The sequence below is a fragment of the Vibrio penaeicida genome, from assembly GCF_002933855.1.
GTDB lineage: Bacteria > Pseudomonadota > Gammaproteobacteria > Enterobacterales > Vibrionaceae > Vibrio > Vibrio penaeicida_A.
On the sequence record NZ_BFAQ01000029.1, the window covers coordinates 51362 to 74717 of the forward strand.

A 23356-nucleotide genomic window follows, 5' to 3' on the forward strand; every position below is an offset into this window, starting at 1 on the left:
AAACTCTAATCATCTAGCCTCCTACGGGAGGCTTTCTCTTGGATTGAATAAATGAAGTATGTAATCCCACTTTTTTTATTGTCTGCCCCTTTTACTGCGTTCGCAGAAAACGATGAACTTGTAGAGAAAGTGACCGTCGTGGGGAACGCTGCTCCACAGGATGAAGCGTGGGCTAAAAATACAGAAGTTTTTGAGCAAAGTTTTTCTTCTGAGTATATCGGCAGGCAAGAGCTGGATGAGAAATCCGTCGGAGATATCAAAGAGGCACTTCGTGGTGTGTCGAATGTTCGAGTGACTGATCAGGGCGCCTTTTCCAAGCAAGTCAGCATTCGCGGATTGTCTGGTGAGCGAGTCCTTTATGTTGTGGACGGCATTAAAATCTCGAATCAAGGTATGACACACAGTGGAGGTGGGGAAGGCAACCTGAACGATATCAACACCGTGGAGTCCATCGAGGTGATCAAAGGCAGCCCAGCGGTCGTTTATGATCCGGGCGCGTCTGGTGGTATTGTTAACATCAAAACTCAACAAAACCATACTGAAGATCACCTCAAAGGTGCGGTGAAGCTTGGTTACGATGACGGGTACGAAAAAACTTCTCAACATGCGGGTGTTTCAACAGCGTACAACGGCTTTGGGTTGCGAGTATCTGGCAGTAAAAATGTGGCCAATGACTATAAAGTCGCTGACAAAGACAAGCTTGATAAAACATTAGGAGACAGCAACCTGATACAAGAAAGAGAAGGGGATGACCAAATTCTTGATCTTGGATATAAAGACAAAGCTGCTGCGTTGAACGTGTTTTATGACGGTGAATATTTTGGCCGTATGGATATTTCGTATGCCACCTACCAAGGTGAAGATATTAATTTCACTCACGGTTCCAGTGATGGCGTATTTCGAACGGATGAACTGGAGCGAGACAGCGTCAGCGCGACATATCGATTACCACAATTCTATAGCTTCCAAAACGTGATTGTTTCGTACAACCGAAGTGAGATTAAATCGGTCACTAATGCGGTGAAAAACACCCTAACAAGTGACACATTCGGTCTTCGTGCTGAGCTCAATTGGCTAGGGGGAGACCATATCTTTGGTGGCGAACTGATCAAAGATACGGCAGAAAACAAAGTCAGTGCATCACAGGACTATTACGCTGCTTTCTGGTCGTCTAACTGGTATTTTGGTGATCTTACTGTCACACCAGGTATCCGATTTAACCACTGGAAAATCAATAAGACTTTTCGAAAAGGTGAAAACAAAGCGCTTCGATGCCAGTTAGAAGGGTTACTTGGTTGCTTGCCAGAACAAACGGATTCAACACCAACGTATTCGCTGGGCGCGGTTTACTCGCTCACCCCTAATCAGAATGTGACTTTCAACTACGCGAAAACTCATCGTCAACCAAGTGTTTATGAGCGAGTTGCTTTTGATCACTTCCGTGGGTGTTTTGATAACTGTGAAGCAGAAAGTGCAGATAATTACGAACTGGCGTGGAAATATTTGAACGACGGCTTATTTTTGTCTGCGGCGGTTTTCCAAAATGATTTCTCTTCTTACATTAATACCAAGGAGAAGAGGGCACTTAAGAATCAGGCTGCTCTAGAACTGTGTATTCAATTAGGGAAGTGCGATCCATTAACGGGTGACTTTAATAACCAAGAACGTGATTTTTTCGATACGCATATTGAGTTTTACAACGCCAAAGACGTCACCAATAAGGGCGTTGAGCTGTTGGCGCACCACCAGTTAACACGTCGGTTCGAAATTCAGGGTAACCTGTCTTACAACGAAATGTCGTCTGATGATCCTTTCGTTGGGCACCAATCAAGACCGTGGGAGCTAATGACCGAAGCCACCTATCGGTTTGATCTGCCAGATTACCGACCTTGGATTAAACTGAATGCACGTTGGGTAACAGACAAGCCTGAAGTCAAACAAGTGGATGGTTTCGACGCATTTGACTTGTACAACTTGTACTTCGGTTTCAGCTATAAAGCGGCAAAACTAAACGCAGGTGTTCGTAACCTGACCAACAAGGTTTATCATGAACCTTATGGCGCGCTGGATGGACTCGGACGTTCTTTTTTTGCCAACCTAACCTTGTCTTATTAACTTTTTTGTTAATTTTTCTTGTTAACTCTGCCCTCTTAACCTTTCTCGCACCCAGCTATTCTGGGTGCGGATACCCCTCTTTGTGCTTATGATTTTTCGAATAACATACTGAATATAATAGATATATTCCTTCTGTCTTATTATGAAACCGAAAATCCAATAATGAAATTGATTCTCATTAACATTTGAGTTGATTTACGTAAATTAGAGGGGTTTTTAGTTGCTTGAGGATAGAAGCATGACTTTCAGTTACTGGCCACAGTTCAAATCGACCTCGATTGCTCTGGCTGTCAGTACCGCATTGGTAGGATGTGGAGGCGACAGCTCGTCTTCGACTGCGGTACCCGATGCTCCGGTTACACCCCCTGTAACCACAGTGAAAACTCCCGTTAATGTTGCGCCAACATTAACGTTAACCGCACCTGAACGTCGCAGCGAAGGTTCTTTGGTTAGCATCGCATTTGATGCACAGGATGCGGATGGCGATAAGCTTGATATTCGCTGGGGGCAGCTAAGCGGCCCGTCGGTTTCACTAATGAAAGAAAAGGAAACGCTTAGTTTTGATGCACCGGATGTTCAGAAAGAAGAAACCCTAGTCTTTGAGGTAAACGTAAGTGATGGTAAGAACCCAGTAGTCAAACAACAAGTGACTGTGGTGGTTTATCCATTTGGAGCTAAACCGACTGTTATTGTAGGAGGAAATGCTCATATTGATGGCGGCTTTAACCATCAGCTATCAGGATCAGCAACCGATGACGGTGAAGTAGTTTCACTAAAGTGGACGCAAACTATTATCGGTCAAGAACCCACAATTGAAATTATTGAAGGTGAGGTTGGACAAGCCAGTTTCACTGCACCACTGGTTGGACACAATCCACCACTTGAACTGACGTTTAAACTCACGGCTGTCGACAATGACGGTTTTGAAGCAAAAGAAACGCATTTGGTCACCGTTTTGCCATCCCCTCCTGAAGCGGTAGGTCAAACATTAGGAACTCACCCTGGTGGGGCTGAAATTGCCTTACCTCTTGCTGTCACGAGTTACGCCGATCCAGCCAGTTTGACATATCGCTGGGAACAGGTGAGTGCAGGCGCTTCTGTGTGGCTTAAGGATGTCGATACAGTTCAGGCAACTGCGGTCGTACCTTACGTCAATGCCACCGAGGACATCGTCATTAGCGGTACGGTGACTGATAAATTTGGCCGTAGTGCTTCGGCGGAATTTACAATTACGGTAGAACCTTCGGATCGCCCTGCTCCAGAAGGCGAATTGATTCTAAATGATACTGGCGTTACTTTGTGTGCCAACGATGCTTCTTCAATCATTGTTGCCCCAATTCCTGGTGGCGGCCCTATTGAATTTAAAGACAATAACCGAGTCGATTGCTCGTTAACCACCGATGGCGAAAACTTACCTGTACCAGCACATCAAGATGGTCACTTTGGGCGAGACGCGCAAGCCCGTGACGGAGTGCTTTCAAAAGTGGGCAGTGGTCGTGCATCGTTTGATTTCTCTAAATTGGACAATGCAGGTAACGCACTTCCAGTTACCGCGACCGAGTGGGACTGTGTGAAAGATAATCACACTGGGCTTATTTGGCAGGTTAAAGAGAACAAAACAGGTTTGCACGATAAATCGAATAGTTACACATGGTATAACCCAGATCCAACCAAAAATGGCGGCAATGCCGGTACGCAAAATGGTGGGTACTGCTCAGATTCAGATTGCGATACAAAATCGTACGTTGAAGCAACCAATGCAGAAGGTTATTGCGGTATCAATACGTGGTCGCTACCGACCTTCTATCAACTTGTTTCGATTGTTGATTTTGGTGCCGAGAAAAATTTGGCAATGATTGATACAGACTTTTTCCCCGACACTCAAGACGGTACTTATTGGACCTCTCAAGCGACTCGCGGTCAGTACTTACTCGATTGGAATGTGGGCAATATCGTAAAAACATTCCACTTTTATGCAGGTTTACCAAATCAATTTAAAAACAACGCAAATTACATTCGTTTGGTTGCTCAGCCAGAACAAAGTGCGGGAGGTACGCAATAATGAAATTAAAATGGATTGCGCCTTTAGCGCTTGTTATTTCGGCAACAGCAGGTGCGTGTGAGTATCAAGAAAATCTAGAAGCTACGGCGACGGCTAACCGATTTACGCTAAGTGCAGATGGTACGGCAGTGGATAACATGACAGGGTTAATGTGGACTCGCTGTGCCATAGGTAAAGAATGGGATAGCGCCACATCTAATTGCGTTGAAGTGGGTTCAAGGCACCATAAGTGGTTTGATGCGTTAGAGCTAGCAGATGCCTCTAACTATGCGGGACACACGAATTGGCGGCTACCCAACATCAAAGAATTGGTTTCCATTGTGGAAGTGGGTTGCTCTCGTCCAGCGTTGAACGAGACAGTTTTCCCTAACATTGGGCAAACGACTCGTATATGGAGCTCCACTCCGGCGCAGTACTACCAGTCCAACATTTGGCAACTGGATCATATTGGCGATATTTCGGCTGTAAACCGAAATAATGGATGGGGCGATGGCGTAATTCTGGTAAGAGAGACGTTGTCTTCAGCTCCATAGTCCAAAAAATAAAGCCCGAATGTTTCATGAATTAGCATTTTTAAGTACAAAAAACCCTCGTCATGAGGGTTTCTTTTTTCCGGTCGTTACTTAATGATTTGATTCTTAATATTGGTGAACTTCCGAAAGCTATTGTAGTTTTAGTTCAGTTTCTTTTTGCAAACACCGTTAGCAAATGGACAACCATACTCGTGAAAATGTTCAATCATTTCCGTTCTGTATTGAGATGGTCCTGTCCCATATACGCGTTTAAAGGCATTGCAAAATGTAGCTGGGTTTTGGTAGCCACTTGATAGTGCGACTGCTTTGACCGATACGTTTTCGTGGCAAAGCATTCGGCTTGCAATATGAAGCCTTATCTTATTCAAGTATTCACAGTAAGTCGTATCGAGATAACGACGAAAATCCCGCTCTAGTTTTTTTCGATTTGGGTAAGAAAGCCGTTCCACCAGCCAAGGCATATGGATCTTTTGTCCGGATGAAATAGCGTCATTAAGAATATTGTCGATCTGCTCTTTCCACTGTTGAGCTTCAGGCGTGTACAATTCCATGTCGGTACTCCAATTGATATTTTTATTCGTATATGCAAAAGGGCAAGCCGGTGAAGGCTTGCCTTATATTTTTGTTTTAAATTAATGTGCGATGTATCGCTTCTCGTCGGTTTCTATTCGAACTTGACGAACGCGTTCATCTCGCTGTAATTGCTTTTGAAGTTGGTTTAGATCGACATTTTCAGACGCTTTAAATACACCAAGCGGCGAGCCTGCTGTGTATTTCGTTAGGCGTAAACCAAAATCTTGGGCAACCTTGCGTAGTTGAGATTCGTCTTCAACCAGAATGAGCACATTACCCGTGATGGTGACGGATTCTTGTGTTTGCGTATTGAGTACTTGTGTCCCCGAAACCAAGCGTGTATTCCCGTCGACAGAAAGATCCGAAGCTGCATTAGGTGCAGAATCTGGGTGCAATTGATAAACGCTATTTTGCGCGACGGCACAGCCGCTGGTTAGTATCGCTGAGAGCAATAAAATATTTTTCATGTTAGTGACCTACGATTCTCAAGTTGGCTTTCTTCACCATGGTGTTCACCAAGTTATTGAAGTAAGACGAGTGGAAGTTACTGCTGTGGTTAATGCCTTTACCTGAGGCATCTAAGAAACGAAGTTTCCATTTACCCTTTGCGTTTTCACCGTAAAACGCATTGGCAGCAATAAGAGAATCCTTGAGGATGTAACCATCTTCGTGGATTGGGAACGGGCTGTGGGCGGATTGAACAGGCTCCAAGATAGCCTGACCAGAGCTGAGCAAGATGGATTTTGTCCCTGATGGCGAAGTGACCTCAATGGCCAAATCAATACCAGCAGTGGACTGAGTATTGCCGTTGTAATAGGTGTCTTTTACAAAGCCCTCGTTGTACACATCAAGTAAGAATTGTGCGCTTTCAATGGTTACGTTATCCGGGATATTGATGATCAGCTCGGCACCATTGGAATTGTTGTCGGGGACTTCAATTGCAGCAACAGGTTCACCATCTGCATTTTGCGCAATGCCTTCAACCCACTCGGTTTTGATCTGCTCTGGGAGCATTTCTTTGTAATTTAAAGCGAGCTTTACCGCTTCACCAGCATTTACGCGGCCAAAGCCGTAATGGTTGTTGAAGTGGAAACCAGCTTGGTTCTCAACCCAACCTAAGTGAGCGATAAAGTTACCGTTTCCTGCCGAAATGGAGACAGCCGGATCGTCTGGGTCATTCTTGTCAGATGTTTTCGCTAGAACATGTTTGATGTCTCGCCAGTGTAACTCTGGGTTAGCCGACGCAATTAAAGCAACAACGCCTGATGTATTTGGCGCGGCAGAAGATGTACCAGCAAATGTGTTGGTATAATGACAAGATAAGTTTTTCTCATCTTTGCCAGCATTAAATGGATACAGATCGTGCGCAATGGCGTACTCAAACACATATTGGTCAAGAATATCGAGGTTAGACATTCCTGCATACCCACGCAGACACGTGCTTTGATCGGTGGTGATCATCGCTGGCTCCCAGTCACCGTGTTCGCCTGCTGGTGCAGAAACAAACATATTAGGTCCCGAAGTGGAGTAGCTAGAACGAGTTCCGTCGGCGTTGACAGCACCAATGGCAATATAGTGGCTAAACGATAGGTTGGCTTCCTGTGCGGAGTTAGTACAGGTAAGGTTGTGTTCATGAGCGCCAGTGTGCTGGCAGAATTGGCCTGTAGAACCGGAACCCGCAAAGCTATTACCTGCCGACTTGACGTTAAGGGCACCTTTACCCTGACGCAGCTTATTGACTGTGTATGCCGTCATTTCGGCTTCTATCTGGTCGAAGCTTTGGAAAGAGGCTAAATCACGCCCATAGCTTCGGTTAAAAGCAACAACCGGATCGTTAATCGAGATACCGCTGCCTGTCATGCCGTGCCCCATCATATTGTTGGAGTCGGCTTGTGCCTCAAGGTAGTTCATACCAATTAAACTGGCATCGGGTGCAACACCACGACCACCTAAACCATTCCAGCCTTTTGCAGCAATTAAGCCAGCAACAGACGTTCCGTGGTCGCCGTTTCTGCCACTGTACGTTGGATCGGTTGGAGAGAGAGCTGAATTTTTGAAGTTCAATGAACGATTTGGTAGCACGTTGTCGGCTAAATCTTCATGTAAGATCTCAAGCCCGCTATCAACGACGACGACGATTGCACCTTTACCCGTAACGCCTTGTGCAAATGCCGCGGGCACATTCATGTCTTCCCCAGCAATACTGCCAGGCGTACTGCTCAGGTCTGCAACTTTCTCATCGGCTTTTTCTCTTGATAGTCGGTTTTTGCCATTCATCAAATACTCATGCCACAGCTCTGCGATGCCCTCAGGTCGAGAGAAACCCATCTGACCCGTATTATTCAAATGCCACTGTTCAGCGGCGAGCGGATCGCCTAGTACTTCATTGATAGTGATATTGACGGATTCTTCTAACTCATTGGAGTAGTTACGTAACGTAAACGATTCAGGTTCGCCGCTCAGAGAAACATAAATTAACCGCTCACCTTGCTTTGCAATTTTGCCTTGTGAGGTCGTTATGGACTCATTTTCAACACTCAGTAATTTACCGTCCTGTTCGACAGACCAAGTGCTCAATGATTTGGACAAATAGCCATTTAATTCATGTGATTGCCAATGTTTCACATTCTGCGCGGTAACGTTGTTTTCTTTTACTTTAGTTGCCGATGCAACGGGAGCCGTTTTGATTGGTGCACTCGATGTCGTGCTGCTCTCATTGCAGGCAGTTAGCGCTGACGTGATCAGTAAGGCTAACGTCGCTTTCCTGTACCTATGTTCGATTTTCATTGGTTCCTCTGACATCAACAAATAAATCTCGTCAATGTTAATGGGAATAACTATCATTTACATTTGGATGTGGTTTCAGAATGCGACAGATTTTGTAACAAACGCTTCCAATTGAGACATTTTTATCCAAATGGGACAAAAGGCATGAAAATTTGAGTTTTTAGGGGTGATATGCGGTATTTTATCGGCATATTCGCGGTGTTTCGTGCACCAGTATAAACTTTGAATCACCTCGCAAGATAGTCAATTAGATGAATAAAATGCTTGGTTTGTATAAGTCGATAGGCGTTAAGACGTAAATCGAAAATAACGAGTACTATACTCAAACCACCTCTTAGGTGGTGTACTATCGATAACCAACTGGAAAGCTGAGCGCGAATCTCATACAATTGCGCCATTTGCTCACGCCTGACGACAAGACGATGTAATAGCCTGAAATCCAAATACGCAGTTTATACCTCGCATATTGTACCTAAAGCTTGTTTTTAAACAGCAAGTTGGGTGTGTCGTGCATACCAGTTTCAATGTCATTGCTACTTTAAAGCAGTGATCAATAAAGAAGATTACAACCATGTCTAATTCTCCATTTACGCAAGAAGTGTCTAAACGTAGAACCTTCGCCATTATTTCTCACCCAGATGCGGGTAAGACCACCATTACAGAAAAAGTCCTTTTATTCGGACGTGCGATTCAGTCTGCAGGTACGGTAAAAGGTCGTGGCTCTAACCAACACGCTAAATCCGACTGGATGGAAATGGAAAAAGAACGTGGTATCTCGGTAACCACCTCTGTCATGCAGTTTCCGTACAACGAGTCTTTGGTTAACCTATTGGATACCCCAGGACACGAAGATTTCTCGGAAGATACTTACCGTACCCTTACCGCAGTTGATTCCTGTTTGATGGTGATCGATGCGGCGAAAGGTGTCGAGGATCGTACTCGTAAACTCATGGAAGTAACGCGTCTGCGTGACACGCCTATCGTGACTTTCATGAACAAACTTGACCGTGATATCCGTGATCCAATGGAGTTGTTGGACGAAGTTGAAAGCGAGCTGAATATGGCTTGTGCACCCGTTTCTTGGCCTATTGGCTGTGGTAAAGAATTCAAAGGTGTGTACCACATTCATCGTGACGAGACGATTCTGTACTCGACGGGTCAAGGTCATACGATTCAAGACGAACATATCGTAAAAGGTTTGAACAACCCTGAACTGGACGAAGCCATTGGTGAAGAACTTGCCGAGCAACTGCGTGAAGAACTTGAATTGGTGATAGGTGCTTCCCATGAATTTGATCGTGAGCTGTTCTTAAGCGGCGAACTCACCCCTGTTTTCTTCGGTACCGCATTGGGTAACTTCGGTGTCGACCATATGTTGGATGGTTTGACTGAGTGGGCACCAGAACCTCTATCTCGCCAAGCAAATGAACGAGAAGTCGAAGCCAAAGAAGAAAAATTCTCGGGCTTTGTCTTTAAAATTCAGGCAAACATGGACCCGAAACACCGCGACCGTATTGCATTCATGCGAATTGTGTCAGGAACGTACACGCAAGGCATGAAGATGAATCACGTTCGTCTTGGTAAGCAAGTTAGCATTTCCGATGCTGTTACCTTCATGGCGGGCGACCGAGCTCGTGCAGAAAATGCATACGCTGGCGACATCATTGGGTTACATAACCACGGTACGATTCAAATCGGCGATACCTTTACACAAGGTGAAAACCTCAAGTTCTCAGGTATTCCAAACTTCGCTCCGGAGCTATTCCGCCGTATTCGATTGAAAGATCCATTGAAGCAGAAGCAGCTTCTGAAAGGGCTAGTCCAGCTATCAGAAGAAGGCGCTGTACAGGTGTTCCGTCCACTGCAAAACAACGATTTGATCGTGGGTGCCGTTGGTGTTCTTCAGTTTGATGTTGTTGTGGCTCGGTTGAAGTCTGAATACAACGTTGAAGCAATCTATGAAGGTGTTAACGTGGCAACGGCTCGTTGGGTAGAGTGTGATGACGAGAAAAAACTGGATGAATTCCAGCGTAAGAATCAAACTAACCTAGCGCTCGATGGTGGCGATAACCTAAGTTACATTGCGCCAACCATGGTTAACTTAAACCTTGCGCAAGAGCGTTTCCCAGAAATTAACTTCCGTGCCACTCGTGAGCACTAATTGTTAGAGAAAGCCGTTCGCGGAAACCAATTAAAAACGTCGCCTTGTTGGCGACGTTTTAGTTTGTTCAGAACCGCTAGATAGAGTTTATTCTTGAAGTCTGGATAAGGATCAATCCTGAAGTCGGGATATAGTGGATTGTGCGAACTGGCTTAATATTAGGCTACACGATACCGCACCAGCATCTAACACCCCAACTGAACGCTCTCCAAGCCGACTAGAACGACCGATTTTAGAGACTAAGTCTTTGGTGGATTCCGCGCCCGCTTTTGCTGCAGTTTCCATGTTGATTAGGCTGCCTTCGAACGAAAACCCTTCATGTACACTTTTTCTCATAGCTTCAACTGCTGGTACTAAAGTGTCCATAATGCACTTATCACCCACGTTAGCGTCGCTGATATCTCTTAATCCAACTAACCCTTCAGATAAAATCGTGACAAAATCCTCTGGGCTGATTTGCTTTTTATCCTCGGCTTCTATCCCCATAGAGACAAAAATACTGCCATAAATCGGTCCCATCGAACCGCCAATCGATCCCATTAGAATATTAGCGAGAACCTGAAAGGACTGACCGAGGTTAACCTCGTTGAGCTTTTCCAGATCAGATTTACACATGGCAAACCCTTTCGCCATATTGATCCCATGATCGCCATCGCCGATAAGACCATCTATCTCACTGAGATAGACCTTGTTTTCAACAATCACATCGCAAATTTCGATCATGATGTCCTTACCATCTGCAGCATTTAAGTGTGGCATGGTTTACCCCTCCTGATGAAAGCCGATGGAATGCGCGGGTGTGTCAATTAGAGGCTTTAACCTATCGTCTGCTTTCATAATTGTCAGCGTCGCACCGTGCATTTCCAAAGAGGTAAAATAGTCACCAACATATTGGCGATGAATACGGATGCTCAGCTGTTCAAGCAGGGATGCTACTTCATGATACAAAATGTGAAGTTCGTTATTCGGAGTTGCTCCTAAGCCAGAAATCAAAACCACCACATCGTCACCAGCAGAGAAGGGCAGATCATTAATAACAGCGTCGGTCATGATTTTCGCCATGTCTGCCGCGGAGACTAAATCGCTCACGTCGATTCCTGGCTCACCGTGGTGCCCGATTCCGACCTCCATTTTCCCCGGCTCAATATGGAAATTGGGTTTTCCAACGGCAGGAATAACGCAAGGCGATAACCCAATACCAATGCTGCGAGTATTGTCGATGGCGTGCTGTGCCAGTTCAATAACTGTATCTAAATCGTCGCCTCGAGCTGCCGCTGCGCCGCCTACTTTCCACATAAGAATTTCGCCAGCAACACCGCGTCGCTTTTCTAAATCACTTGGAGGAGCGGAAGGAACATCGTCATTTGCTACGACAGTTTTAATGGTAATGCCTTGCTTATCAGCCATTTTACAGGCCATTTTGACGTTCATGTTATCGCCAGCATAATTACCATATAAACATGCGACTCCTTTACCAGAATCTGCGGCTTTGGCGGCATCTAAAAAGCTGATCGCAGTCGGAGAAGAAAAAATTTCACCTATGGCTACAGCATTCAATAAATTTTGCCCTACATACCCTAAAAAAGCGGGTTCGTGACCAGAACCACCCCCCGTAATCACACCTACTTTTTCTGTATGTTGTTGGCTACTTTTAACTACTCTTGGGTTGTCGGTAGCGGTGATATAGTGCGGATAAGCAGAGAGGTACCCCTTTAGAGAGTCTTCGACGACTTGATCGGGGTCATTGATGATTCTTTGCATCATAGCAGGTTCCATCCTTCTATTTTTAATATAGGGTCAGCTAACGTTACTTCAATTGAGAATAAATAACGTTACATTAGGTTAAATTTTAGTCTTTCTTACTCGAAGCATTTTCATAAAATTGAATTCGTTCAACTTTTGGACCTGATCGTCCTGCTTCAAACTCGGATTCAAGGAAAGCTTTGACAATCTCTTTAGCCAATTCAGACCCAACCACCCTTGCCCCCAATGTAAGAATTTGGGCGTTGTTGCTTTTCCTAGCGCGCTGAGCTGAATAGGTATCATGAGCCTGAGCCGCACGAATTCCAGTCACTTTATTAGCCGTAATGGCCATGCCAATTCCAGTACCGCAAAGCAGTATCCCACGCTGGTGTTTGCCTGATTGAATGGATGTTGCCAGCTCAAAAGCAACGTCTGGATAACTGGTGTCGTCAACGCATAGATCACCATAGTCTTCTACTTCAAAGCCTTGCTCTTTTAGAAATACCATGATGATGTTCTTCAATTCCGTTGCCGCATCATCACTTCCAATGGCGATTGAAAAATCGTCCATCCTGCCTCCTCATGTATGTCCATGTGATTTCTATATTGAACATATGAACACATTGATTTTCGTTTGTTATCCCTAGATTGTTGTAAAAATAGTCAACTGTCAAATGTGTAATTTCCTTTCTTTTACCTCTTATTTTTATTGTGACTTCGTATTTAATGTTTTAAAACAGTAATTTAAGTTATGTTGATTTTGATGTTATTACAATTGAGACAAACCTTGTTAAAAATGTGTGATCTCAAGCAAGCATTGTTCAAATGTTGGTCGTATTATTCAAATGAACGATAGGGGAACGAATGTTCATGTTTGTGTGCGTAAACAATATGCGTAAACAAGCAGGCTTCTCACTTCTGACTATCCTATAAAACAAAGCCAAAATTATTTGGGCATTGCGCTCTTCAGGAAAGGCTTTGGCAGCGAATAAAAGGAATTAATATGAAACATGTGTTTAGGAAAACATCATTATTACTAGCGACAGCTGCTCTTACTCTTGGTGCGGGTACGGTTTCAGCTAAACCAGTCAGGATTGGTGCGGCAGTGTACGGCCTGCAGGCTGAATTTATGCAGTTGTGGAGTAATGCCGCCAAACAGCACCCTGCCGTAAAATCTGGAGATGCAGAAGTCACTGTGTTTGATGGTCGATATGACGCATTGGTGCAAGAAAACCAGTTTGACACCATGGTGACTCGCCAATTTGATGCCATCGTTTTTGTTCCAATTGATGCCGTTGCCTGTGCCAGTGCTGTTGCCAAAGCGGCAGCAGCCAATATTCCAGTCGTAGGATCGAATACACGTTGTAACTCTGACCAACTTGCGTCGTTTGTTGGATCTGACGATGTGAAAGCCGGTGAAATGGTTGCTAACGCGGTATTGGAGAAAATTGGCTTCAAAGGCAACGTTGTCGTTATTGAAGGCCCGATTGGGCAATCTGCTCAAATTGACCGTGCTCAAGGCATCAAGAATGTATTGGATAAGAATTCGAATGTGACGGTTTTAGAAAAGCGCACGGCAAACTGGTCTCGTGCTGAAGCACTTTCGTTAATGGAAAACTGGCTTACGGCTCACCGTGGGAAAATTGACGGTATCATTGCGCAAAATGATGAAATGGCATTAGGCGCAATTGAAGCCATTAAAGCTGCTGGCTTAAAGGTGGAAGATTTCTCTATTGCTGGTGTCGATGGCATAACGGATGCGTTGAGAGCGGTTAAAGATGGCAGCATGGAATCGGTACTGCAAGATGCGCAAGCTCAGGCTCATGGTGCGATTGATGTAGCCATTCGCCAGGTGGTTGGAAACGACTATCAACCGAAATCCCCTATTTGGGCTGCGTACAAATCGGGAATGCCTTGGGCTGACGGTATGAAAAAGCATTACAACGTGCCGTGGACGCCAGTCACTCTAGATAACGTAGAGCAGTTACTCAGTAAACGCGGTAACTAACTCGATTCAAATAGCGCCCAAAGCCAATGGTTTTGGGCGCTATAGCTATTTATCTACCTAAAGTTATCTAAGTGTCTAAAGTTATTTATTTGCCTAGAGCTACGTATTGCCTAGAGCTATGTATTTATCAAAGGAGATTGGCATGCAGCAATTACCGGATCACTCTTTTTCGTTAACTGGTAAAACAGCGATGGTTACCGGAGGTGCCGCCGGGATAGGTCACGCAATTTGTGAGGCTTTTTTAGCGAAAGGAGCCCATGTCGTGCTGCTTGATGTTCACCCAGATGTCGATAAAGCGGCTAAGCAGCTCAGTGCCGACAGAGCACTGGGGCTTCAAGTTGATGTTACTAGCCGACAAAGTGTTCAAAGCGCAACGGATGAAGTGAAAAAGCGCTTTGGTCAGATCGATATTCTGGTGAACTGTGCCGGAATCGTTGCGTTAGACGATGCACTCGAACTGTCTGATAAAGATTGGGACAACACCATGAACGTGAACCTGAAAGGGGTGTATCTCATGAGTCAAATAGTCGGGCGAGAAATGGTCGCCAATGGGGTGGGGCGAATCGTAAATATTGCGTCTCAAGCTGGCATGGTAGCGATAGATAAACACTTGGCATATTGCGCCAGTAAAGCGGGTGTGATTTCTCTTACTCAAGTATTAGCGCTGGAATGGTCGCCATTGGGTGTCACGGTTAACGCCATTTCCCCTACCGTCGTTTTAACGGAATTAGGAAAGAAGGCGTGGTCAGGCGATGTCGCTGAAGAGATGAAAATGAAAATACCGACGCGTCGCTTTGCCGAGCCTCACGAAATCGCATCCGCCGCTATTTATTTAGCAAGTGATGAAGCGGCCATGATAAGTGGTGCAAATCTAGTTATTGATGGTGGCTACACTATCCAGTAATGGAGAATAGGATGACGGAATATGTTCTACAAGCCACTGGAATTAAGAAAACCTTTTCTGGTGTCGTAGCTCTCAAACGAGGGGAGCTGAACCTTCGCAAAGGCACCATTCATGCGCTGTGCGGTGGCAATGGGGCGGGTAAATCAACTTTTCTGAACGTTTTAATGGGAATTTACGCGAGAGATGAAGGAGAGATCTTACTGAATAGCTTGCCAGTCAAATTCTCCAGCCCATCTCAAGCATTAAAAGCAGGAATCTCCTTTATCAGCCAAGAGTTAGAGCCAGTGCCAGATATGACGGTGGCAGAAAATATTTATCTAGGACGCGAGCCTAAAAAGCTAGGCGGCTTGGTCGTCAATAAAGATCTGATGGAAGTGGACACAAGCAAGCTGCTTCGAGATCTGAAATTCGATATATCTGCGAGTTCATTAATGCGCGAACTGAGTTTGTCGCAAATTCAGCTGGTGGAAATTGCCAAAGCAATATCGTACAACGCTCGAATTATCATTATGGATGAGCCGACGTCGGCAATTGGTGAGCAAGAAGTTGACGATTTGTTTGAAACTATGCACCAACTTAAGGAGTCAGGTACCTCGATTATTTACGTGTCACACCGTATGAACGAGCTATTTCGCATTGCCGATGACTATTCCATTTTCAGAGACGGTCAGTTCATTCAATCCGGCGCGATGAATGAGATCAACCATCACGAACTGATCAACTTGATTTTAGGTTCTGAGTTGGAAGAAGAATACGCCAAATTCAATCAACTGACGGATTCTCCCCTATTACATGTGCATCAACTGGAGCTCGAAGAGGCTTTTTCGTCCATCGATTTAACCCTTCATCAGGGGGAGATTTTAGGCGTTTTCGGGTTGATGGGAGCAGGAAGAAGCGAGTTTCTGGAAACGTTATTTGGTATTCGAGAGCCCAGCCAAGGAGAGATCGAATTGAGTGGCGAGCGTTATCAGCCTCAATCACCCAAACAGGCCATGGACAAAGGCTTGGCTTTGGTTACAGAAGACAGAAAAGGCAGCGGGCTTTTTTTGGAAGCCAGCGTGCTGAAAAACATCTCATATGCGTCATTAAACCAGTTGTCTCACTGGGGATTAGTTAAGTTAAACCAAGAACAAACGGTATCGGATGACATGTTTGATCGCTTTTCGATAAAAGCAACGAAAGACATGGAAGTCAAAAGTTTAAGTGGCGGTAATCAGCAAAAAGTCGTGTTAGCGAAATGGATGGCAACCCAGCCGAAAGTGCTATTACTGGATGAACCCACTAGAGGTGTGGATGTAGGCGCTAAACGAGAGATATACCAATTTATGTCTCAATTCGCTCGTGAAGGCAAAGCCATTATTTTGGTGTCATCTGAAATTCCAGAAATATTGGGTATGAGCGATAGAGTCATCGTGTTTCGCAAAGGAAAAGTGACGGGAGAGCTCTCACGGGAAGAGCTGAGCCAAGAAGCGCTATCTAGACTGGCCTCTTAGAAGCCCCAAAATTGAAAGAAAGACGTAGTCGAAGGATTGAATTCATGGGAACAGAACAGAACACATCGGGAAATCAAAAAGTATCGGTGACCAATCAAAGTGCGAATTGGCGAGGGTGGGCATCAAAGTACGGCATTGTGCTGGCGTTTATCGCCATTTGCTTAATACTGTCGATCGCTAGCCCGTATTTTTTGACTGCTAATAACTTAATCAATGTACTCCGTCAGACATCCATTAACGGCATCTTAGCGTTAGGGGTGACCTTTGTGATCTTGACGCGCGGAATTGATTTGTCGGTAGGATCTATGGTGGCTTTCACAGCCATGGTCGCAGCGAGTTTTGCGACAGGCTCAGGAAACACTGCTATTTTAGCCCCTGTAATTTTTGGTATGGGGGCGGGGTTGGCACTGGGGGCAGCAAATGGTTTTGTGATCGCTCGTTTTGCTGTCCCGCCTTTTGTCATGACTCTCGGTATGCTGAGTATGGCGCGTGGGCTAACACTTATTTACAGCGACGGTATGCCCATTTCCAATTTAAATCCTAGCTACAAATTCATTGGTCAAGGTTTGGTTATGGGCGTTCCCATGCCTGTCATTTTGTTTCTAACGGTATTTGCAATCAGCTGGTTTGTACTTCGTTACACCACCTATGGGCGTTATGTGTACGCTGTAGGCGGCAATCCGAAGGCAGCCAGAACTTCTGGTATCAATGTTAAATGGATTACGTTTAGCGTGTATGGAATCGCTGGCTTACTCAGTGGGTTAGCGGGGTTGGTTTTGTCTGCTCGAACTTCTGCCGCGTTGCCACAAGCCGGTGTCGCTTATGAATTAGATGCGATTGCAGCGGTGGTTATTGGTGGAACAAGTTTAGCAGGTGGGGTTGGCAGTGTTGTAGGGACACTGTTTGGCGCTTTGATTATTGGGGTATTAAATAATGGTCTCGATCTTCTTGGCGTCTCTTCTTTTTACCAGCAAGTCGTGAAAGGCGCGATCATCGTGTTAGCTGTGATGATGGATCGTTCACGGTTGAAAGAGTAATGCGTAAACCAAAATACGCAGCCCAAGCAACTAAAGTTATTTGGGTATAACGAGGCAGATTCAAATAGCATGAATAGAACGTGTGTTCTTTATTGTGTTCATTTGTTTTTGTTTTGTATCAAATGGTGGCAATTTGTCACCTTTTTTATGCGCTTGTAATACGGTTTTTCTTAAATCGACTCTTCCATTCATTCCATTCCCTTTATTTTCCCAAGAATTTGATTTTATAGATCGAGGTTTTTGTAGTTTTAAATTATTGTTATAAAACATTAAGTTAAATTTGTGTTAATATTTTGTTTTAAATTTGATACATGATAGCGGTTATATCGTGATCTTTGTCACTAAATGTTCAAATGTTTTTAGTAGTATACAAATGAACAGTTTTTGAACGTTGTGGAAAGACAGAATGACAAATAGCAGTTCATTGATACCAGAAAGAAAAACACACGGGCTTTTCACGCACGGGCTTTTCGCAAGAAGGCTGTGGCTGTGGATTGTTTTTTTTGCTTTGGTTATCGCTGCGATACTCGATACCACGTTTGTGGGAATTGGCTCGAAAGAGGATACGCGTCAACAAGCTTTTTCTGTAGAAGGCTACGCAGTGAAAGCATTCCCAAGCATTCAAAGTAGCGTTTTTTCACGAGCAATAGACGCTGCGGACTTGGCGGCCGCGATTACCCTGAATAAAAAAGAAGCCGCTAAAAAATACGGCGTTAAATCAAAAGGTGGCATCGGATCCGTTATTCCAGTGACATTTCAAGGGCTGGCAGACAAAGGCAAATCAGGCATTTGGACGGTTAACGTTGAGGGCATGCCTGCAAATATTCGATTACGAGTTCAAACTGGGCCGGCAATCAACGGCACCGATTTAAGGGATGCGACGGGTTCGATTGAGTTCAACCAGTTTAAAAATCAAATCGAATACCAAAATGTAGGTGCGGCTTTAAATAACGAAATGAAAAAACAAGTGCTAGCCTCGATAGACGCCAAAAGCCTTGAGGGCAAAAAAGTTGCCGTCGTTGGGGTATTTAAGCTTATTAATGCCAAAAATTGGTTGGTGACTCCGGTTCAGTTTGAGGTTCTGCCATGAATACGATAATGAACGGCAACAATGACGTGATCATGGACGCAAGGCAGGTTTCAAAGTCTTTCGGTAACACTCATGCCCTTAAAGCCGTTAATTTTTCCATTTACCGAGGTCAGGTCACTACGCTCTTTGGTGAAAACGGTGCAGGGAAATCGACCTTGATGAATGTACTTTCGGGCATTCTTCGTCCAACCACTGGTGATATTCTACTTAACAATGAACCTGTCGTATTTCAGTCTTCTAACGAGGCGCGCGACAATGGCATTTGCATTATTCATCAGGAACTTAGCTTGGCACCTAATTTAAATGTTCGAGATAACATTTTTATGGGGCGTGAAATTCAAGCATCTTTTGGCGTGGATTATGCGGAAGAAGAGCGCCAGACACGCGCGTTGATGAGCGAGTTAGAAGAGAATATTGATCCACTCACGCTAGTGGAAGATTTGCGCTTAGGTCAGCAACAATTGATTGAAATTGCGCGTGCACTATCGGTCAATTCAAGAATCCTCATCATGGACGAACCTACTTCTGCACTCAGTGCAGCAGAGGTGGAGGTTTTGTTTAAGGTGATCAGAGACCTAACAAGCCGAGGCGTATCCATCGTTTATATATCGCACCACCTAGAAGAGGCGCTCCAAATTACAGATCACGCCTTAGTGCTAAGAGATGGAGCGATGACCGCGTATGCCCCGCGCGCCGATATCGATCTTGGCTGGATAGTGAGGCATATGGTTGGCGACAACTACAGTTTGGGAAAACCACCGCAAGATAAGATGGAAGGAGAGGTGGTACTTGATATCAAAAACCTGTCGGTCGACGACCCTTCAGGTTCTGAATTCAAATCTATCGATCAACTCTCTCTTTCCCTTCATAAAAGCGAAATTGTTTGTATTTACGGGCTAATGGGGGCTGGGCGAACAGAGCTCATGGAGTGTATAGCGGGACGCCTGAAAGCGTCCGATGGTTATGTCGAGATGCAAGGTAACACACTAACCGGAATGAGCATTTCCGAAAGAATCCAATCTGGGTTGGTATTGGTACCAGAAGATCGCCAGCGTGATGGTTTGGTTCAAACCATGGATGTGGGCAGCAATTTATCGCTTGCCAGCATCGGACACTTTGTTAAGCGTTATGTGCTTTCGAAAGGCAGTGAGGAGACATTGATTGCCCGCTCAATTCAAAACGTCACCATAAAAGCTGATGGACCTAAAAGCCATATCGGTGCGTTATCTGGGGGCAATCAACAAAAAGTCGTTATAGGCAAAATGCTGGCGACAAAACCTAAAGTCATTTTATTGGACGAGCCAAGCCGAGGCATCGATATAGGTGCGAAAGCGGAAGTGTTTAAGCTGCTTAGTCAACAGGCTGAACAAGGCTTATCAGTCATTTATTCCACATCAGAAGTGGAAGAGTGTTTAAGCATCGCACATCGAATTGTGGTGCTTCGCCGCGGGAAAATTTCCGCCATTTTTGACTCAAATGCTGTCAAGGAAGACATCATGGCGGCATCAGGTGAATCGCTCATCGCCTAGCGAATAACAAACTCAATCACTATGGAGTAAGGGATATGTCCACAGAGATTCAAACGTCCCGTTTGGAACCCAAATCGCAGCTTAGTAAAGGCAAAGAGTTAGCTCGGTTTTTATTGGAAGGGAGGGCGTTTTTCGCTTTGATTGCCATTGTTATCTCCTTTTCACTGCTGTCTCCTCACTATCTCACCATTGAAAACATGATGATTATGTCATCGCATGTCGCAATTTTTGGTTTGTTAGCGATAGGGATGTTACTCGTTATTTTGAATGGCGGAATTGATCTTTCTGTAGGGTCTACTTTGGGGCTATGTGGTGTATTCGCTGGCTTCCTAATGCAAGGTATTACTGTGGAGTGGGGAGGCGTCATTATCTATCCTCCGGTTTGGGTTGTTGTCTTGTTGACATGTGGCTTGGGAGCGCTAGTTGGTGTGGTTAATGGGGTACTTATCGCCTATCTCAAAGTCCCCGCATTCGTAGCGACATTGGGAACGCTTTATGTTGCCCGAGGCATCGCATTGCTAATGACCAACGGGCTGACGTACAACAAGTTAGCGGGCGATCCATTACTCGGCAATACGGGCTTTGATTGGCTTGGATTCAATCGTATTGCAGGCGTTCCCATTGGTGTCATTGTACTTGGCACGGTCGCTGCTGTTGTCGCCACCGTATTGATAAAAACCAGTTTTGGTCGCTGGCTGTATGCGTCTGGTGGGAATGAACGGGCCGCAGAGCTGTCGGGTGTGCCAGTGAAGCGAGTCAAAGTCTGGGTTTACGTGATTTCTGGCGTGTGTGCTGCCATTGCTGGCTTAGTGCTTTCCTCCCAATTAACGTCAGCTGGACCAACTGCTGGCACTACCTATGAGCTGACAGCCATCGCTGCCGTGGTTATTGGTGGCGCGGCACTGACTGGAGGGCGAGGCAACGTAAACGGCACGCTCTTAGGCGCATTTGTTATCGGATTTTTGTCGGACGGTCTCGTCATGATTGGCGTTTCCGCTTATTGGCAAACGGTATTTACAGGCACTGTTATTGTGTTTGCTGTGCTACTCAACAGCATTCAATACGGTCGTCGATAGGTCGACAGACTTTAGAGTTCGAAGTATGGCTTAGTTGTAAGTTGCAGCTTACTTCAAAGCCATGAACAAAACGTAAGGATATAAAACTTAGGACAAGGAGCAATACCAATGAACAATAAAATGAGAACCGTTTGGCTGACTTGGTTGTCGGTCATTGCCGTTATGTTTAGTGGAGCCGCTTGGGCAAACGGGTTAATTTCCATCATCATCAATGATCCGTCCAACCCATATTGGTACACGGAAGGTGAAGTCGCGAAAGCAACGGCATTGAAAATGGGGTATGAGGCAAACGTGGGTGCGCACAAAGGCGACACCAACACGGAAAGTAAGTTAGTTGATACCGCCATTACCAATAAGTCTGTGGCTATTATTCTGGATCCAGCAAATGCAGACGGCTCGATAGGTGCGGTTCGTAAAGCCGTCGATGCGGGGATTCCCGTTTTCCTTATCAATGCTGAAATAAACCAAGAAGGGTTAGCAAGAAGCCAGCTTGTGTCGAATAACGCGCAAGGCGCAGCTCTTGGTGCGATGCAATGGGTAGACAGCGTGGGCGAAAGCGGAAAATACGTTGAGTTGTTTGGCGCACCTTCAGACAACAACGCCGCGACTCGCTCGAACGGTTTTAAAACGGTATTAAGCCAGTACCCAGATCTCGAACTTGCGGCTTCAGATGTTGCGAATTGGGATCGCACCCAAGGCTACAACAAGATGCAATCTATGCTCCAGTCGAACCCAGACATCATTGGTGTGATCAGTGGCAACGATGAAATGGCATTAGGCGCAATTGCCGCGCTGAAAGAATCTGGAAAACTCAGCAAGGTCAAAGTCGGTGGGTTTGATGGTTCGCCAGACGCTGTAGATGCCGTTAAAGCGGGAGAGCTTGAGTACACGGTATTGCAACCTGTGGCCGTCTTTGCTGCGGAGTCCATTCGTCAGGCAGATAACTTTATCCGAACGGGTAAAACAGGTGCGGATACCGAGAAGCAACTGTTCGATTGTTTGCTCATTACGGCGGACAACGCCGACAAATATACAGGACCTTTCGTTTTGGCTGAGTAATCAGCCATTTCTGAGGTTACCTTTTTAGTCAAAGGAGAAAGCGATGTGTGAAGAACATGTATCATCCAAACAGCACGCTGATACCCAAATTCCTACCACTATGTCGGCCGTTGTAGCCTATGCCCCTGGCGATTATCGATTGGAAGAAGTCTCGTCGCCGGAGATAAGCGAAGGGGAGATATTAATCAAAGTTGAGGCTTGTGGTATCTGTGCTGGAGACCTTAAAGCCTACAGCGGTGCCCCGAGTTTTTGGGGCGATGACACACAGCCTGCTTACATAAAAGCACCCATGATCCCTGGTCATGAATTTATTGGCAGAATTGTTGCGATTGGCGATGGTGTCGAAGATTTTGCGGTAGGGGATAGGGTGATATCAGAACAGATAGTACCTTGCTGGGATTGTCGGTTTTGCAAAAGTGGGCAGTACTGGATGTGCCAAAAGCACGATGTGTATGGCTTTCAAAACAATGTAAACGGCGGAATGGCTGAATACATGAAGTTTCCGAAAGAGGCCATAAATTTTAAAGTGCCAGAAGAACTGCCTATAGAAAAAGCCGTATTGATCGAGCCTTATGCCTGTTCATTTCATGCCGTGCAACGAGCGAATATTCAGCTTGGGGATACCGTCGTGATCGCTGGAGCCGGAACACTTGGTTTGGGTATGATTGGGGCAGCTAAGAAAGCCGGCGCTGAAACGTTAGTTGTGTTGGATATGAAAGACGAGCGATTGGCGCTGGCGAAGAAATTCGGTGCTGATGTAATCATCAACCCTTCTAAGGTTAATCCAGAGACGGAAATTAAAGCCATGACCGAAGGCTATGGTTGTGATGTTTACATCGAGGCGACAGGTCACCCTAAATCAGTAGAACAAGGACTACTCTGTATCCGAAACTTGGGGCGATTTGTGGAATTCAGTGTATTTAAAGATCCCGTCACAGTGGACTGGAGCATCATCAGTGATAGGAAAGAACTGGATGTACTTGGCTCGCACCTAGGACCTTACTGTTATCCGTTGGTCATTAAAGGGATCATGGACGGCAGTTTGCCAACTGAAGATGTAGTAACTCATTTTCTTCCACTGAGTGAATTCGAGAAAGGGTTTAATTTGGTGAGTAGTGGTAAGGACGCCCTAAAGGTCGTACTGGTTCCCTAGGGCTGAAAAATCTATCCCCTTATCTGCCAAAGA

19 protein-coding genes are annotated in these 23356 nt (G+C 45.3%); 13 read left to right on the forward strand and 6 right to left on the reverse strand.

Annotated features, from left to right (window positions below; genetic code table 11):
* Nucleotides 1-51: 51 nt before the first annotated feature.
* From VPNCDNU1_RS17185 to VPNCDNU1_RS17195, 3 genes are all read left to right on the forward strand, one after another.
* On the forward strand, nucleotides 52-2115 hold the full coding sequence (locus tag VPNCDNU1_RS17185) for a TonB-dependent receptor plug domain-containing protein (RefSeq protein ID WP_104401447.1): 2064 nt from the start codon (nucleotides 52-54) through the stop codon (nucleotides 2113-2115).
* A 238-nt stretch (nucleotides 2116-2353) separates the two neighbouring features.
* Entirely contained in the window at nucleotides 2354-4177 is a 1824-nt protein-coding gene (locus tag VPNCDNU1_RS17190; RefSeq protein ID WP_104401448.1) for an Lcl C-terminal domain-containing protein, read from the forward strand.
* Nucleotides 4177-4710 (forward strand): Lcl C-terminal domain-containing protein, encoded by a 534-nt coding sequence (locus VPNCDNU1_RS17195; RefSeq protein WP_104401449.1) that lies wholly within the window; start codon nucleotides 4177-4179, stop codon nucleotides 4708-4710. The genes VPNCDNU1_RS17190 and VPNCDNU1_RS17195 overlap by 1 nt, the downstream gene beginning before the upstream one ends.
* Nucleotides 4711-4850: 140 nt before the next feature.
* Here VPNCDNU1_RS17195 and VPNCDNU1_RS17200 read toward each other — a convergent pair whose 3' ends face one another.
* The 3 genes from VPNCDNU1_RS17200 to VPNCDNU1_RS17210 all read right to left on the reverse strand — a co-directional run bounded on the left by VPNCDNU1_RS17200 (nucleotide 4851) and on the right by VPNCDNU1_RS17210 (nucleotide 8070).
* On the reverse strand, nucleotides 4851-5261 hold the full coding sequence (locus VPNCDNU1_RS17200; RefSeq protein WP_104401450.1) for a helix-turn-helix transcriptional regulator: 411 nt from the start codon (nucleotides 5259-5261) through the stop codon (nucleotides 4851-4853).
* Between the two features lie 81 nt (nucleotides 5262-5342).
* On the reverse strand, nucleotides 5343-5750 hold the full coding sequence (locus tag VPNCDNU1_RS17205; protein ID WP_104401451.1) for a hypothetical protein: 408 nt from the start codon (nucleotides 5748-5750) through the stop codon (nucleotides 5343-5345).
* A 1-nt stretch (nucleotide 5751) separates the two neighbouring features.
* Nucleotides 5752-8070, reverse strand: a complete 2319-nt coding sequence (locus tag VPNCDNU1_RS17210) for a S8 family serine peptidase (protein ID WP_167404817.1) — start codon at nucleotides 8068-8070, stop codon at nucleotides 5752-5754.
* Nucleotides 8071-8641: 571 nt separating this feature from the next.
* On the opposite strand from VPNCDNU1_RS17210, the gene prfC reads away from it, so the two are divergent.
* Nucleotides 8642-10231: a peptide chain release factor 3 gene (gene prfC, locus VPNCDNU1_RS17215; protein WP_104401453.1), complete on the forward strand. Its 1590-nt coding sequence runs from the start codon at nucleotides 8642-8644 to the stop codon at nucleotides 10229-10231.
* Nucleotides 10232-10342: 111 nt separating this feature from the next.
* Here prfC and dhaL read toward each other — a convergent pair whose 3' ends face one another.
* From dhaL to rpiB, 3 genes are all read right to left on the reverse strand, one after another.
* Nucleotides 10343-10990 (reverse strand): dihydroxyacetone kinase subunit DhaL, encoded by a 648-nt coding sequence (gene dhaL / locus VPNCDNU1_RS17220; RefSeq protein WP_104401454.1) that lies wholly within the window; start codon nucleotides 10988-10990, stop codon nucleotides 10343-10345.
* A 3-nt stretch (nucleotides 10991-10993) separates the two neighbouring features.
* Entirely contained in the window at nucleotides 10994-11995 is a 1002-nt protein-coding gene (locus VPNCDNU1_RS17225; RefSeq protein WP_237324162.1) for a dihydroxyacetone kinase subunit DhaK, read from the reverse strand.
* A gap of 85 nt (nucleotides 11996-12080) precedes the next feature.
* Complete coding sequence (gene rpiB / locus VPNCDNU1_RS17230; RefSeq protein WP_104401455.1) at nucleotides 12081-12545, reverse strand: ribose 5-phosphate isomerase B; 465 nt, start codon at nucleotides 12543-12545, stop codon at nucleotides 12081-12083.
* 432 nt (nucleotides 12546-12977) lie between these two features.
* On the opposite strand from rpiB, the gene VPNCDNU1_RS17235 reads away from it, so the two are divergent.
* The 9 genes from VPNCDNU1_RS17235 to VPNCDNU1_RS17275 all read left to right on the forward strand — a co-directional run bounded on the left by VPNCDNU1_RS17235 (nucleotide 12978) and on the right by VPNCDNU1_RS17275 (nucleotide 23323).
* Nucleotides 12978-13982: a substrate-binding domain-containing protein gene (locus VPNCDNU1_RS17235; RefSeq protein ID WP_104401456.1), complete on the forward strand. Its 1005-nt coding sequence runs from the start codon at nucleotides 12978-12980 to the stop codon at nucleotides 13980-13982.
* A 142-nt stretch (nucleotides 13983-14124) separates the two neighbouring features.
* A complete protein-coding gene (locus tag VPNCDNU1_RS17240) occupies nucleotides 14125-14886 on the forward strand; it encodes an SDR family oxidoreductase (protein WP_104401457.1) in 762 nt (253 codons plus the stop codon).
* A gap of 11 nt (nucleotides 14887-14897) precedes the next feature.
* On the forward strand, nucleotides 14898-16379 hold the full coding sequence (locus tag VPNCDNU1_RS17245; protein WP_104401458.1) for a sugar ABC transporter ATP-binding protein: 1482 nt from the start codon (nucleotides 14898-14900) through the stop codon (nucleotides 16377-16379).
* A gap of 44 nt (nucleotides 16380-16423) precedes the next feature.
* The gene (locus tag VPNCDNU1_RS17250; protein WP_104401459.1) at nucleotides 16424-17416 is read left to right on the forward strand and encodes an ABC transporter permease; all 993 of its coding nucleotides are present in this window, start codon (nucleotides 16424-16426) and stop codon (nucleotides 17414-17416) included.
* A 406-nt stretch (nucleotides 17417-17822) separates the two neighbouring features.
* Nucleotides 17823-18506 carry a DUF2291 domain-containing protein gene (locus VPNCDNU1_RS17255; RefSeq protein WP_104401460.1) on the forward strand — a complete coding sequence of 228 codons (684 nt, stop codon included), beginning with the start codon at nucleotides 17823-17825 and terminating at the stop codon, nucleotides 18504-18506.
* Nucleotides 18503-20035: a sugar ABC transporter ATP-binding protein gene (locus VPNCDNU1_RS17260; protein WP_104401461.1), complete on the forward strand. Its 1533-nt coding sequence runs from the start codon at nucleotides 18503-18505 to the stop codon at nucleotides 20033-20035. The genes VPNCDNU1_RS17255 and VPNCDNU1_RS17260 overlap by 4 nt, the downstream gene beginning before the upstream one ends.
* A gap of 35 nt (nucleotides 20036-20070) precedes the next feature.
* Nucleotides 20071-21111, forward strand: coding sequence for an ABC transporter permease (locus tag VPNCDNU1_RS17265; RefSeq protein ID WP_104401462.1), 1041 nt, complete (start codon nucleotides 20071-20073; stop codon nucleotides 21109-21111).
* Nucleotides 21112-21219: 108 nt separating this feature from the next.
* Complete coding sequence (locus VPNCDNU1_RS17270) at nucleotides 21220-22170, forward strand: D-ribose ABC transporter substrate-binding protein (RefSeq protein ID WP_201797135.1); 951 nt, start codon at nucleotides 21220-21222, stop codon at nucleotides 22168-22170.
* A gap of 43 nt (nucleotides 22171-22213) precedes the next feature.
* Nucleotides 22214-23323: an MDR/zinc-dependent alcohol dehydrogenase-like family protein gene (locus tag VPNCDNU1_RS17275; protein WP_104401463.1), complete on the forward strand. Its 1110-nt coding sequence runs from the start codon at nucleotides 22214-22216 to the stop codon at nucleotides 23321-23323.
* Nucleotides 23324-23356: the final 33 nt, after the last annotated feature.